Annotated in this window: 12 protein-coding genes; 8 read left to right on the top strand and 4 right to left on the bottom strand. The window is 41.8% G+C overall.

All coding sequences use genetic code 11. From position 1 onward, the window contains the following. Positions 1-89: 89 nt before the first annotated feature. On the top strand, positions 90-1,010 hold the full coding sequence (miaA, locus tag P2W82_RS03735) for a tRNA (adenosine(37)-N6)-dimethylallyltransferase MiaA (protein ID WP_336514496.1): 921 nt from the start codon (positions 90-92) through the stop codon (positions 1,008-1,010). Between the two features lie 128 nt (positions 1,011-1,138). Here the strand turns inward: miaA and P2W82_RS03730 are convergent, their stop codons facing one another. Together P2W82_RS03730 and P2W82_RS03725 are read right to left on the bottom strand one after the other, a co-directional pair. Next, positions 1,139-2,683, bottom strand: coding sequence for an OmpP1/FadL family transporter (locus P2W82_RS03730; protein WP_336514495.1), 1,545 nt, complete (start codon positions 2,681-2,683; stop codon positions 1,139-1,141). A 92-nt stretch (positions 2,684-2,775) separates the two neighbouring features. Then, complete coding sequence (locus tag P2W82_RS03725) at positions 2,776-3,669, bottom strand: hypothetical protein (protein ID WP_336514494.1); 894 nt, start codon at positions 3,667-3,669, stop codon at positions 2,776-2,778. A 145-nt stretch (positions 3,670-3,814) separates the two neighbouring features. Between P2W82_RS03725 and proS the strand changes: the two genes are divergently transcribed. Next, positions 3,815-5,293 (top strand): proline--tRNA ligase, encoded by a 1,479-nt coding sequence (gene proS / locus P2W82_RS03720; RefSeq protein ID WP_336514493.1) that lies wholly within the window; start codon positions 3,815-3,817, stop codon positions 5,291-5,293. A 146-nt stretch (positions 5,294-5,439) separates the two neighbouring features. Here proS and P2W82_RS03715 read toward each other — a convergent pair whose 3' ends face one another. After that, positions 5,440-6,162 carry an RDD family protein gene (locus P2W82_RS03715; protein WP_336514492.1) on the bottom strand — a complete coding sequence of 241 codons (723 nt, stop codon included), beginning with the start codon at positions 6,160-6,162 and terminating at the stop codon, positions 5,440-5,442. Positions 6,163-6,384: 222 nt separating this feature from the next. Between P2W82_RS03715 and P2W82_RS03710 the strand changes: the two genes are divergently transcribed. The 6 genes from P2W82_RS03710 to P2W82_RS03685 are packed head-to-tail and all read left to right on the top strand — an operon-like array spanning position 6,385 to position 12,529. Next, complete coding sequence (locus P2W82_RS03710) at positions 6,385-7,377, top strand: stage II sporulation protein M (RefSeq protein ID WP_336514491.1); 993 nt, start codon at positions 6,385-6,387, stop codon at positions 7,375-7,377. Further along, positions 7,352-8,263: a hypothetical protein gene (locus P2W82_RS03705; RefSeq protein WP_336514490.1), complete on the top strand. Its 912-nt coding sequence runs from the start codon at positions 7,352-7,354 to the stop codon at positions 8,261-8,263. Before P2W82_RS03710 ends, P2W82_RS03705 begins: the two co-directional genes overlap by 26 nt. A gap of 6 nt (positions 8,264-8,269) precedes the next feature. Next, on the top strand, positions 8,270-8,986 hold the full coding sequence (locus P2W82_RS03700; protein ID WP_336514489.1) for a DUF4129 domain-containing protein: 717 nt from the start codon (positions 8,270-8,272) through the stop codon (positions 8,984-8,986). Then, positions 8,986-10,197 carry a DUF4350 domain-containing protein gene (locus P2W82_RS03695; protein WP_336514488.1) on the top strand — a complete coding sequence of 404 codons (1,212 nt, stop codon included), beginning with the start codon at positions 8,986-8,988 and terminating at the stop codon, positions 10,195-10,197. Before P2W82_RS03700 ends, P2W82_RS03695 begins: the two co-directional genes overlap by 1 nt. Continuing rightward, on the top strand, positions 10,194-11,183 hold the full coding sequence (locus P2W82_RS03690) for an AAA family ATPase (protein ID WP_336514487.1): 990 nt from the start codon (positions 10,194-10,196) through the stop codon (positions 11,181-11,183). The genes P2W82_RS03695 and P2W82_RS03690 overlap by 4 nt, the downstream gene beginning before the upstream one ends. Beyond that, complete coding sequence (locus tag P2W82_RS03685; RefSeq protein ID WP_336514486.1) at positions 11,183-12,529, top strand: DUF58 domain-containing protein; 1,347 nt, start codon at positions 11,183-11,185, stop codon at positions 12,527-12,529. Before P2W82_RS03690 ends, P2W82_RS03685 begins: the two co-directional genes overlap by 1 nt. A gap of 364 nt (positions 12,530-12,893) precedes the next feature. Here P2W82_RS03685 and P2W82_RS03680 read toward each other — a convergent pair whose 3' ends face one another. Continuing rightward, positions 12,894-13,688: a class I SAM-dependent methyltransferase gene (locus tag P2W82_RS03680; RefSeq protein ID WP_336514485.1), complete on the bottom strand. Its 795-nt coding sequence runs from the start codon at positions 13,686-13,688 to the stop codon at positions 12,894-12,896. Positions 13,689-13,698 lie beyond the last annotated feature (10 nt).

Raw genomic sequence — 13,698 nt, 5'->3', positions numbered from 1 at the left:
AAGGATGAAATGAAAACAGTTATCCTTTTTTATTGTTGAGGGAGTTGGCTGTTTCTCCTGCCTCCTTTCTCCTTACTCCTGCCTGAAAAATGTCCACAAAAACAGTAATCATCATCGTTGGGCCAACGGCCGTTGGAAAGACCAGTTTATCAGTGTCGCTGGCAAAACATTTCAATACCGAAATTATCTCCGCTGATTCCAGGCAATGCTTTAAAGAACTGAACATCGGCGTCGCCAAACCAACAATTGAAGAGCAACAGAATATACCTCATCATTTTATCAGTTCCCACGCCATCAATGATTTTATTACTGCAGCCGACTTTGAAACCTATGCACTCGAAAAACTGGAAGAAATATTCAGGTCAAAAGATACCGCGATCGTGATAGGTGGTACAGGTTTATACATAAAAGCATTGATGTACGGATTTGATAATATTCCCGAAGTACCACAACTGGTGCGTGAAGATGTACAGGAGTTGTATCAGCATTCAGGTCTTGAAGCATTAAAGACAGCTTTAATTACCGAAGATCCTGAATATGCAAGAACAGGAGAGATGTTGAATCCGCAGCGAATGATGCGCGCTCTGGAAGTAAAAAGAGCAAGCGGTTATTCTATCCGACATTTTCAGCAGGCGTTTCGAACCAAAAGGAATTTCAGGATGATCGAATTGGGACTTGAACTTCCAAGAGAAACTCTCTATGATAAAATCAACCGACGTGTCGATGAAATGATCAGATCCGGTCTGCAACAGGAAGTTCGTGATCTGTATTCATCACGCAATCTCAACGCTCTCCAGACAGTAGGTTATCGCGAACTTTTTGATCAGATGGAGGGACGCCTTACCATTGATGAAGCAATCAACAAAATCAAACAAAATACCAGGCACTATGCAAAAAGGCAGATGACGTGGTTTAAAGCAGACCCGGTGATCACCTGGTTTCATCCGGAGGAACTTGAAAAAATTATAGAATTTCTTGATAAAGAAATTGGGCCGCCGAAAAACGAATAATTATCAAATATAAATTTGTCGTTTGTGTCTTTAAAATCGTAGAGACGTCATGCATGACGTCTCTACGATTTTTGGGCTACCATAGGATAAGTTTATTGCCTGGGTCATTATGCATAAAAGACTCCGGACTAAAATTTAAATCCTACAGTAAGTAGTATATTTCCCACTCCTGATTTTGCAGTAACTGGAGCGAAAAATCCCTGGTCAAGCAGGTATGGATAAAATCCATCAGTAATGATCTGATGCACATAGGTAAGATCGACAAATTTTCCTTTGTTGCGCCAGCCCAAACCACCGCTGATGTTCATCCTGCTTCCGTCAAAACCAATATCATCATATGGATTCGAAAACCACGCAAAACCCCCACGCATCATAAACGTATTGAATTTTAGTTCACCCCCGATTTTCGCGTTGATTGCCGATTTAAATGTCTCATCAATTGATTTATTCAGCGTATTAAAATATTCACCCGCGTTCGCATAATCAGCTTGCGCATCTTTAAATTTATTTCCACGATAATTGATAAACTCAACATCAGCAGAGATAAATCCACGCTGCTGTGTCACATCAGCATTCTCCCTGAATACATAGGAAAGACCTCCGATAAATTTCCAGGGATTAAGATAGCTGTATTGAAAATCTCCGGGATATCCATCATTAAAATCTATCGATGACTGAGATTTTACACCTCCACCTCCATAGTTCTCTACATCAGTCGTGATTTTTGTAGTATACTCATCTTTCAGATTGTAAAATGTCGGTGTATGAACAGCCAGGCCTACACGAAGTTGTTCTACCGGTTTTAGAATCAGACCCAGTTTGAGGTTAATTCCGAGGCCCTTCGTTTTCAGATATTCTTCGGTAATGAAATAGTTGAAATCATTATTTGGATTGTTGCTTTCATCACGTTCTTCGTAAGTACTGTTGCGTTCATATCTTAAATCACTGAAGCCAAGTGTCGCACCGAAATAAAATTTATCCTGCAGGTTTGCTCCCATCGCGATTGCATATTCGGTTATACCGCCGCGTGTTTCGATGCCCTGCTGCTGGCTCAAACCCGATTGAGGCGTTGCCAGGCTCTTATACCCCGCTACGCCACCGCCTGCATTTTGCACCGTATCAATCAGATAAGTATTGAAAGCGAGACTGGCGCCATAAGGAAAATCCGTTGCTGCCTGGTTGGGATCAGTAACATTATTCCTGATGAGTTGCTCAAGATATTTTTCGGAATAAGAACTCTGGTTATTGGAACCCTGGTAAAATTCATTGTTATTGTAGTCGGCAATCCTGTTCACAGCAATACCGACAGTAAAGTTCTTCCATTTGCCATTTCTTGAACCAGGGGCTGCAAAAACAAAACCTGTTGTCCCGAAATTGAACTTGTCCTTGCTGACCGTATTTTCAGTTCCGAGATAACCCAGTTTGTTTTTTGAAAAGCTGTAGCCTGGTGTCAGAACAAATTCATTTGTCTTATACAATCCTAGCCCGGCTGGGTTTATAAACGCAGATGTCAGATCCCCACCTAATGAACCAATGGCGTTACCAATCGCCTGTGAACGGGCAGTACCGCTGGGTTGCGTCCATGAGTACCGAATTGCATCGCTGGGTTCCTGGGCAAGAAGAGTTGAACCGATCAATAAGGTTGAAAAAAACGGAATAATCTTTTTTATCATTGTCGATGATGATTAGATAAGATATTGAAGAAAGAGCGGTACCTGAATACCGCTCTTCAACATTTGATAATTTCCGCAGAATGAGTTTTGGATTATCTGCCGCCACGAGGGAATGACCTTACAGGAGCACTACCGCCACTGCTACCGGAACTGCTCCCTGAAGAGCTTCCGCTGCTGCGACTGCCACCGCTGTTGTTGTCAAAAGTGCGAACGGGATTTGAATTCCTTCCGCTGTTGCTGTTGTTATTATAGCTGCGACCGGAAGAGTTACTGTTTGAATTCGTGTTAATATAACGCCCACCCCTACCTGCATTGCTGCCTGATCCGGTGCTTCCAAATACACGCACCGGTGCATTACTGCCGGAACGTGCAGGATTGTACCTGCCACTATTATATTCGCTGTATCCTCTTTTACCGGTATTGGAATACGTGTTCAGATTGTACACACGTGGTCCGTTAGCGACCGGGTTACGATAAACCGGTTTTGGATTGATAATGATCACAGGATTTCCGTAATAGAACGAGCCAAAGGGATTATTCCACATCCATGGATTATAGCTTCCATATCCGTAATAGCCCCCGTATCCCTTATGACCATAACCCATGCCATAGCCCATTCCGTATCCCATACCATAATACCCCATTCCATAACCCATGCCATAACCAAAACTTAAAGAACTCATGGGCCCGCCATACCAGCTGTTAAGCATGTATGAATTGTTCCAGCGATTATCATTCCAATACATATAGTCATCGTCGAAAGCAGACCAGCGATTTCTATTTACCGCTTTCATACGGAGATAACGACTGCTGACATCTGTGTAACCGTCGTTGCGATCGCCATTATCACTTGTGCTCACATATGCCGCCTTTTCTTTTCCGGGAGAATAATACACGTCATCCGGCGTTTGGCCTGACTTGTATGCGGTACTGCAACTTGTTAAAATTGAAACACCAGCAACCAGGAGTAGAATTCGGGTATTCATCGTACTAAGGTTTAATTGATTAACTATTTCGAAGTTACTACATTTGCGCCGTCTTTTTTGTTAAAAGATGGCCTTCTAATTCTCTTGTAATTGAGTGATTTTTTTCGTTGGCCATTGCACCACAAATGTTAAAGATTCAATAAACATGAGCAAGGAAATAACTTCGAGGGCTGCTGACTATTCACAGTGGTATAATGATCTGGTAATTAAAGGTGGACTGGCAGATTATTCAGCAGTCCGCGGATGCATGGTGATAAAACCCTATGGATTCGCCTTATGGGAAAACATGCGGGACCAGATGGACAGAATGTTCAAGGAAACAGGCCATGTCAATGCTTATTTCCCTCTTTTTGTTCCGCGAACTTTTCTTGAAAAAGAAGAAGGTCATGCCGAAGGGTTTGCCAAAGAATGCGCAGTTGTAACACACTACCGTCTTAAAACTGATCCGTCAAAAAAAGGTCAGTTGATGGTTGACCCTGATTCCAAACTCGAGGAAGAACTTATTATACGCCCTACCAGTGAAACGGTGATCTGGAATGCCTACCGCGACTGGATTAATTCATATCGTGATCTTCCGCTGCTGATCAACCAATGGGCAAACGTTGTCCGATGGGAAATGCGTACAAGGCTTTTTCTGCGCACAACAGAATTTCTCTGGCAGGAGGGGCATACTGCTCATGCCACAGCGGATGAAGCGGTGGAAGAAACACGAAAAATGCTTGATGTATATGCTGAATTTGTTGAGAACTGGATGGCTTTACCGGTGATCAAAGGTGTAAAAACACCCAACGAAAGATTCGCAGGTGCAGTGGATACGTACTGTATTGAAGCACTGATGCAGGATGGTAAAGCTTTACAGGCAGGAACATCCCATTTTCTTGGTCAGAATTTTTCAAAAGCATTCGATGTAAAATACCTGACCAAAGAAAACAAACAGGAATTCGTCTGGGCCACTTCCTGGGGTACATCCACAAGATTGATAGGTGCCCTCGTTATGGCACACAGCGATGACCAGGGCCTTGTTCTGCCTCCGAAGATTGCTCCGCTGCAGGTGGTGATCGTACCGATCTACAAAGGCGTGGATCAGAAAGCGGTCATCGATGAGAAGGTGAAAGAAATTATGCTTAGCCTGAAAAACTATGGCGTGCGTGTTAAATATGATGATTCTGATAATGCAAGACCCGGATGGAAATTTGCCGAGCATGAAATGAAAGGTGTACCTGTTCGCCTGGCTATTGGTCAGAAAGACCTGGAAAATAATTCTGTTGAAGTTGCACGCAGGGATACTAAAGAAAAACAGCAGGTGATTATGGATGGATTGCCCATCTATATCGTACAGTTGCTGGAAGAAATTCAAAACAATCTTTTCGAAAGAGCGAAACAATACCGCGAATCGCATATCACGGAAGTAAACAGTTATGAAGAATTCAAAACTGTACTAAACGAAAAAGGCGGATTTGTTTCCGCACATTGGGACGGCACCGCCGCAACGGAAGAAAAGATAAAGGAAGAAACAAAGGCAACTATTCGTTGTATCCCTCTCAATAATAAGCAGGAAGAAGGCAAATGCATTTACAGCGGGAAAGTGAGTAAGGAGAGAGTGCTGTTTGCAATCGCATACTAGGGGTTTAACGTTAAATGTAGAACGTTGAACGTTTGTCGCTACGGACGTGGATTTCTTACAATATCCGGAAAATACGATTAGTGATAAATGACTGAACACACTTAGGCTCACGTTTTACGTTCAACGTTATACGTTCTACCTTTAACCTACTCCGCTTTGCCCGTGATCATATTAAAATCCTTAATCACTGTTTCCAGAAAATATAGAGGGTCGTAATCCTCGTAGACCATCAAAACCGATTTTGTTTTGATATATGCTTTTTGTAAAACCTGCGCCTGTCCTGTAGGATCGGACTGGTAACGATTGATGACTTCTCTAAGCAGTGAGATATCCATCTCGCTCAGATTGCCCGCAACTTCAAACTGGGGAATATAGTCGAGTGACGCTTCAGAATATATAGTCTCATTGAATCTCGTGGAAGCCTTTGTTCTTACCACTGTAGTACCGGCGAGCATATCACCGACACGTTGTGCACGTTCGGAAAGTGCGACGGTGAGAACGGCTACAACACCGCTGCTCATGGTCAGATCAACCAGGCGAAACATCCAGCGGATGAGGTACTGAGCAAGATTAGGTTGGTTGCCATTCAGACTGATGACACGAATATTTTTAACTTTCTTCCCCAGGCTTTGTCCATTCAGAAAAACCTCGCAAAGCAGCTGATAAAACATGATCGGCAACAAAAGAAAGAAAAAAACAACCACATCATTCCCGAATTGTCTTGCAACACCGAGCAACATGGATACAGTAAAAAAATATGCGATATAAACCGATGCATCCACGAGATAGGCAATAATCCTGTCGCCAATACCTGCAAGTTCATACTCCAGTTCAATATTCTGCGTTGTTTGTATCTTGATTGTTTGCATGCAGATGCAATTTATATCACCTTATGCAGTTGAAACCATTTGTACTGCTGAAAGTTAATGGCGATATAACGAATGGCTTTTCAATTAATTGGTCGGAACGATGATATAGATATATTCCGGAAAATTTCAACGCCGGACTAATATTATTTCGATTGGTGCTTCTGCCTGGCAGTCAATGAGAAAGCAAAAAACAGCTAACAGTTTTTATCTATATTCGTTTTTATGCGTGAGGCTTTATTTCTGAAACTGAACAGGGAGCGTTGGGATCAATATGATAAGGTCCCTACCGAAGATCCGGACGAGCTGGCTGAACGTTTTGTAAGGCTCACAGACGATCTGGCTTTTGCGCGCACATTTTATCCGAAAAGTAAAACTGTAAAGTACCTCAACGGGCTGGCCAGCCGTATTCATCTTTCCATTTATAAAAACAAAAAAGAAAAACAGAGCAGAATTATTACTTTCTGGAAATATGAGTTGCCTTTACTAATGGGCAGTTACCAGAAACAATTGCTTTATGCTTTCATTTTCTTTGTATGTTTTACTCTGATCGGAATTCTTTCAGCATATTACGATGATAATTTTATCCGCCTGATTCTTGGCGACGGTTATGTGGATATGACGAATGAGAACATCGAAAATGGCGATCCTTTCGGGGTATACAAGCAACAGGACCAGACGACGATGTTTATCATGATCGCGGTCAACAATATTTTTGTCTCTTTCAGGGTTTTTGTGATGGGTCTTTTATGGGGCGTAGGTACGGTTTATGATCTGTTTAGAAATGGAGTCATGCTGGGATCTTTTGAATATTACTTTTTCTCAAAAGGGGTAGGCTTCGAGTCAATATTGGTGGTTTTTATTCATGGTACCCTGGAGATATCTGCAATAGTCATTGCAGGCGCTGCGGGGCTTGTGTTGGGGAACAGCGTTCTGTTTCCGAGAACGTATACCAGGATACAGTCCATGATGCTTGGTGCAAAAGATGGAATAAAAATTATGATCGGCCTGGTACCTGTATTTATAGTGGCAGCATTCTTTGAAGGTTTTGTGACGAGATATACGGGAATGCCTTTGGGACTCAGCCTTTTTATCCTTATCGGTTCCCTGACATTTATCATATTATATTTTGTAATTTACCCTATCCGGCTGCGGCGAAAAGTATTGGGTAATCACCAATTAAATTCAAATCATGGACACAGTGCTTACCCTTCGTAAAGTCAGGGACTTCGGGCAGTCGCTCGGTGATACCATTCAGTTTATAAAATTGAACTGGAAAAAGCTGTTTACGCTCTATCTGGTTTTTGCTGTTCCCTTTTTACTGGTGGCAGCATTGGTGGGCGCCAGTGCGTTTGCTGATTTCTTTCAGAACATCGGTGGTTTTACTTCACCTGTCCTGGAAGGTGTTTCCGGCAATTCCATCATTGCTTTTTTTGGCGCAATGCTGCTGTATGCTTTATCTGCAGGTGCATTCGGGACTTCCGTATACCTTTATATGAAGCTGTATGATCAAAATCGGGGCAAACAACCCGAGATTAACGAAATTGGCAAGTTGTTTTTCCCTAAGCTTTTATCCAACTTTGGATACACCGTCATAGCAGGAATTATCTTTTGCGGATTTGCATTCATCGCCATCATCCCGATTATTGGTTTCCTTGTAGTTTTCTTCGGATTTTTTTATGTCGCGATTTCACTGAGTCTCTTATACCCAATCAATACCATCGAAACCAATGGTTTTGGTGTTCCGTTACAAAGATGCTTTTCACTGATCCGGGGGAAATGGTGGTATACTTTCGGATTCCTGATCATACTAATGCTGATCTTTTATTTTTTCTCAATGATTATCGGTATGGTCGTGAACCTGATATTCGGCATTTCATCATTAAACTTTCTCGAACCAGATAAAAGTCTTTTCACAAAAAGATATTTCCTCATTACCGGTCTTTCATCCGTTGTACAGCAGATTTTTTACCTGCTGATTTATGTAGGTATCGGCATTCATTATTTTTCACTCCGCGAAGAAAAAGAAGGCACAGCTCTTGATGAACGACTCGACCAGCTGGGCAGCAATGATGCTCATGGACAGATTGAAGAACAATATTAAGATTACATGAGCCAACGCATTTTTTTGTTTTTCTTTTGCTGTGTTGTTGTTTTTTTAACAAGTCTGCCCGGGAAAATTTCGGCGCAGCCTGTGTTGAAAAAAGATTCGAGTCATCTTACGGTTACTACATTTTCAGAAGCCAACCTGGAAGATTACCGCAGCAAAAGAGAATTTCAATACGAAGTGAAGGAACCCACGCTGAATGCATGGGATCGTTTCTGGATCAGGTTCTGGGACTGGGTTGCAAAGCAGTTCGACAAAAAAGGTGTTTTACTGAGTTTTAGAATTCTGTTCTGGTCGATTATAGCAGCAATACTTTCTTTTGCAGTAGTGAAAATTGTGGGTATGGAAAAGATCAGGTTGCTGATCCGTGGGGAAAAATCCGGGCTTGGAGAATTTACCGTTTCAGAAGAAGATATTCATGGTATTGATTTTAAAAAGTCTATTGCCAAAGCTGTTGAGGAAAAAGATTATCGCGAAGCTGTTCGTTTGCAATACCTGCAGTCACTGAAACAATTGTCTGACAGATCATTGATCAGCTGGGCTGCACATAAAACCAATATCGACTACGCGTCAGAGTTATCTCAGTCAGGACTTTCAGGTGGGTTTAATCAACTCACCCGCTTTTATGAGTTTGCCTGGTATGGAGAATTCATGCCTATCGAAGAAGACTATCATAAAATAGCAGGTATATTTCATCACTTCAATCAACAGGTCAGCTGATGAAATGGATGAAATGGTATATCATCATTATCCTGGCTATACTGGCCCTGTATATCCTGGCAGAGTATAAACGTCCTCAACCCATTGATTGGACAGAATCATTTGATAAGCGTGATAAAATCCCCTATGGTACTTACGTTTTACATAAGGAAGCAAAATCACTTTTTGGAACGGACCTTATTGACGTTTCAGAGCCGATGTACAACCACATGAATGAAAATGAAGATAGCGGGGAAGTGTATGTGGTCATTACAAAAGATCTGAAAACTTCGAAGGCCGATGAAAATGAATTGTTGAATTATGTTGCCAACGGAAACACAGTTTTCCTCAGCGCTTTGTCATTTACAAGCAGTTTAGAGGATACGCTTGGGTTTAAACAGGAAGAATATTATTTCACCGATTCATCCGGAAAAAATCCGCCAGCTATTTCACTTGTCAATCCTGAATTCAGCCAGGATTCATCTTTTAGTCTGGCCGATCATGCGATTGATGGACATTTCTCCAGATTTGATACATCAAAGAGTCTGGTATTGGGAATGACCAGCTTTAATAAAGTGAACTTTCTCCGGATAAACATTGGTGAGGGGGTAATTTACATTCATGCCGCCCCAAAAGTTTTTACAAACTACTTTATACTGAAGGATAATAATGTTGCCTATGTCGAGGGAGTGCTCGCTTATCTTCCGAAAGTGCCAGACTTATTATTGTGGGATGATTTTTATACCAGCGGAAGATATGGCAATGGTCAGTCGGTTGAAAATTCGGATACGCCATTACGGGTGATCCTCTCCAGGCCCGCATTACGAAATGCGTATTTTGTGGCGTTGGCAACGATCCTGATATATCTGCTTTTTCAATCCAAGCGCAGACAAAGAATAATACCGATTGCGTTACCAGTGAGAAATGCAACACTGGATTTTGTAGAAACTATATCCAGGGTTTATTACAATCAAAGAAATCACCTCAACATTGCGTTGAAGAAGGTAACATACCTTCTTGATCACATACGAACCAATTACAATCTACAAACGCAAAACCTGGATGATGCTTTTATTGATCAGCTCTCAGCCCGGTCGGGGGTGGAGAGAGAAAGGGTGTCTGCAATCATTCAACAAATACACATGCTTCGGGCATCAACTTATATTTCCGGACAAGAATTACTACAATTCAGCAAAGCTGCTGATGAATTTAAAAAAGCAATAACAGGATGATAGAACAACAGGACGAACCCGTTTTCGAATCAAGAACAGATCTTTCGGTTCTATTTGAAGCGGTAAATAAAATCAAACAGGAAGTTGGAAAAATCATTGTCGGCCAGACGCAGATGATCGATCAACTCATCGCTGCGATACTAAGCAACGGACATGTGCTGATTGAAGGCGTGCCGGGAGTTGCGAAAACGCTGACTGCAAAATTGCTCGCGCGATCATTGGAAATTCCATTTTCCCGGATACAGTTTACGCCGGATCTTATGCCGAGTGATGTGTTAGGCACTACTATCTTCAACCCGCGCGATTCAGGATTTGAATTCAGACCTGGTCCGATTTTCAGCGGTATCGTTCTGATCGATGAGATCAACCGGTCACCGGCCAAAACGCAGGCCGCATTGTTTGAAGTGATGGAGGAACGTCAGGCAACAGTAGACGGAAAAACACACCCGATGCATTTGCCGTTCATGGTAGTTGCAACCCAGAATCCTGTTGAACATGAAGGTACTTATCGTTTACCTGAAGCGCAGCTGGACAGGTTTCTCTTCAAGATCAACGTTCCTTATCCTAACCTCGAAGAGGAAGTTGGCATCCTGAAAGGACATCATGAAATGCAGCACGGAACCCAGCTCGATCAGATCCAGCCTGTCTTGAACAGAGACCAAATTCTTTTTCTTCAGCAACAGATACGAATGCTGCATGTAGAAGAGAAACTGCTGCGTTTTATTGCAGGACTGATCACATCAACAAGAAATAACAAAGCCATATACCTGGGTGCATCGCCGCGTGCCACCATTGCGGTGCTGAATGCTTCAAAAGCAATGGCGGCTATGCATGGGCGTGATTTCGTCACTCCCGATGACATTATCAGTGTGCTTCCACCGGTTTTGCGTCATCGTATTATTCTGACACCTGAGAAGGAAATGGAGGGTGTTACTACAGATGATGTCATAAAATTGATGATCCAGTCTGCAGAAATCCCACGTTGATGAAAGGTTTCGCACGGGCATATATCAAACCACTTTACTTCAATGGCAGGTTTTTCCTGGTGATGGCCTTTGTTGCCATCCTGTATACCTGTTCATTCTTTTTTCCGTGGATGACTATCCTGCCGCAGCTACTACTACTTACTGTTGTTGTGCTCACACTGGTCGATTATATTTTCTTATTTCGTTTGCGTGAGGGTGTCAGTGCCTCAAGAATTATTCCTGACCGGTTGAGTAATGGCGACGAGAATCCGATATCAGTTCATGTAGAAAACAGGTATCCATTTGCAATCAAAGCTGGTATCATTGACGAATTGCCGTTTCAGTTCCAGGAAAGAAAATTTTTCTATGAGATTACAGTTCCAGGAAATCGTGCAAATAAGTTGAACTATTCTTTGCGCCCGGTAAAGAGAGGAGAATACAGTTTCGGTAACCTGAACATATTTGTGACTGGCCCACTAGGATTACTGAAACGGCGATTTCAGTTCGAGGCGGACAGGATGGTGGCGGTATATCCGTCGTTTCTACAAATGAGAAAATACCAGCTTCTTTTTATCAGTAATCGATTTGCTGAGATCGGGCTCCGAAAAATCAGGAAGCTGGGACACAGCATGGAGTTTGAACAGATCAGGGACTATGTAAAAGGAGATGATATCCGAACCATGAACTGGAAAGCAACAGCCAGGAGAAACCAGCTCATGGTAAATGCTTTCACTGACGAAAAAAGTCAGCAGATATATTGTGTGATTGATAAAAGCAGGGTGATGAAAATGCCCTTTGAAGGTCTGAGTCTTCTGGATTACGCAATCAATGCATCTCTTGTGTTGAGCAATATCGCTTTATTGAAAGAAGATAAAGCCGGGCTGATTACCTATTCTGAAACACCAGGAACTTTTTTACAGGCAAACAGGAATTCAGCGCAGATGAATGCCATCCTGGAAGTATTGTACAAACAGAAAACAAGATATCTGGAAAGTAACTACGAAAAGTTATATGGATTGATCCGCCAGAGAATTACTCAACGAAGTTTAATCGTGCTATTCACCAATTTTGAATCGGTATCTTCTCTTCAGCGTCAAATGAAATTTCTTCGAAAGATTGCAATGCATCATTTGTTACTCGTCGTGTTTTTTGAAAATACTGAACTAAGTACATTGATCAACAGCGATGCCAATGACCTGGAACAGGTATATAACAAAACCATCGCAGAAAAGTTTGCGTTTGAAAAGAAGATGATTGTACGCGAGCTGCAACAGTATGGTATCATGTCGATTCTCACTGCTCCGAAGGATCTTACGATTAATACGGTAAATAAATACCTGGAGATTAAAGCGCGCAAGGGAATCTAAATAAAGTATGAGGTAAGAAGTCAGAAGGAAGAAGTACTGATTTCTATCTTTACTTCTCCAATTCGGAAAAGTTTAAGAATAAGTTTTCAAACTCGGTGATTCAAGAAAATTGTTCGATTCAAATTCAATTAAAATCAATCAATTGGTTTTTACACAGAGAAAAGTCGACGACTCAAAGCAAGTTACGTTTTTCTTTTTTTTGCTTTTTTGATTTTAATTTCAGGATGCAGACATTCAAAACAAAAGACCTCCCGGGTAAATCCCAACTTAAAAACGCCTGCTAATTTTCCCGAATGATATGGGTCACCATACAATAGAAAATCGTCAACAGACACCTTGTATTGGCTATCCTGCCTCCCAACTCCTAACTCCTCACTAAATAATAAACACACGTCGTTACAAAATCCCGGAACCACGGAATTCCGGCAATAATGTCAGCCTGTTTGCGAGGTTTAATTCCAAACTTGTATTTATAGATCGGGTTGAAAAGAAAGAATGTTTTATTGGTAATTGAATATCCGGAAGTCTTTACCAGTTTCTCAAAACGTTCGATTGAAATTCCAGTGGATTTAACTTCAATCAATTCATCAATAATCGCCTGGTGTTCTCCAAACATTCTCAAAACACCTTTGTATAATGGATTCGGCAGCAGGTGTACATAGGGGAGCATGGATAGAAATTTATTGTTGCATACTTGCTGATGTCCGCCATGCGGCATGTACCATGGAGGAAATCCAAAGAAGACCTGGCCACCAGGCTTCAGAAATTTTTTCATGTAAGGGATGAATATTTCCTGGCGTGGTATGTGTTCGATCACATCTTTCAGAATGATCAGGTCAAATTTTCCGTGATATTCCTTCAGTGCTTCATCATCGTAGATGTTCTTATTGATGATTTCTACTTTATCATCAGTGATATAGTTCGCAAGTAATTCCCTGGCATAACCTGCTTTTATTTCGTCGAGTTCAATACCCACAGCGGTGTTTCCTTGTTCCAGAAAAGGAATGAGAACGCCACCTTCACCACATCCTATATCAAGGATGTGCAGGTCCTTCTTTTTTTCAAGTCCTGAAAGAATAAAGGGAATAAGGAATTCCCGGGCATTATCTACCTGCTGCTGGTATCGGACTTTATAATCTGTATGCTGGGCTAATGTCATAGGATCTGCA

The organism is Pollutibacter soli, from assembly GCA_029269725.1.
Classification (GTDB): domain Bacteria; phylum Bacteroidota; class Bacteroidia; order Chitinophagales; family Chitinophagaceae; genus Pollutibacter; species Pollutibacter soli.
Note: the sequence above shows the minus strand (reverse complement) of the source record. Positions and strands in the feature narration are given on the sequence as shown.

What these genes read in the sequence shown, in the direction of transcription:
- miaA (WP_336514496.1), top strand. Translation starts at nt 90, where the DNA reads ATGTCCACAAAAACAGTAATCATCATCGTTGGGCCAACGGCCGTTGGA.
- P2W82_RS03730 (WP_336514495.1), bottom strand. Translation starts at nt 2,683, where the DNA reads ATGATAAAAAAGATTATTCCGTTTTTTTCAACCTTATTGATCGGTTCA.
- P2W82_RS03725 (WP_336514494.1), bottom strand. Translation starts at nt 3,669, where the DNA reads ATGAATACCCGAATTCTACTCCTGGTTGCTGGTGTTTCAATTTTAACA.
- proS (WP_336514493.1), top strand. Translation starts at nt 3,815, where the DNA reads ATGAGCAAGGAAATAACTTCGAGGGCTGCTGACTATTCACAGTGGTAT.
- P2W82_RS03715 (WP_336514492.1), bottom strand. Translation starts at nt 6,162, where the DNA reads ATGCAAACAATCAAGATACAAACAACGCAGAATATTGAACTGGAGTAT.
- P2W82_RS03710 (WP_336514491.1), top strand. Translation starts at nt 6,385, where the DNA reads ATGCGTGAGGCTTTATTTCTGAAACTGAACAGGGAGCGTTGGGATCAA.
- P2W82_RS03705 (WP_336514490.1), top strand. Translation starts at nt 7,352, where the DNA reads ATGGACACAGTGCTTACCCTTCGTAAAGTCAGGGACTTCGGGCAGTCG.
- P2W82_RS03700 (WP_336514489.1), top strand. Translation starts at nt 8,270, where the DNA reads ATGAGCCAACGCATTTTTTTGTTTTTCTTTTGCTGTGTTGTTGTTTTT.
- P2W82_RS03695 (WP_336514488.1), top strand. Translation starts at nt 8,986, where the DNA reads ATGAAATGGATGAAATGGTATATCATCATTATCCTGGCTATACTGGCC.
- P2W82_RS03690 (WP_336514487.1), top strand. Translation starts at nt 10,194, where the DNA reads ATGATAGAACAACAGGACGAACCCGTTTTCGAATCAAGAACAGATCTT.
- P2W82_RS03685 (WP_336514486.1), top strand. Translation starts at nt 11,183, where the DNA reads ATGAAAGGTTTCGCACGGGCATATATCAAACCACTTTACTTCAATGGC.
- P2W82_RS03680 (WP_336514485.1), bottom strand. Translation starts at nt 13,688, where the DNA reads ATGACATTAGCCCAGCATACAGATTATAAAGTCCGATACCAGCAGCAG.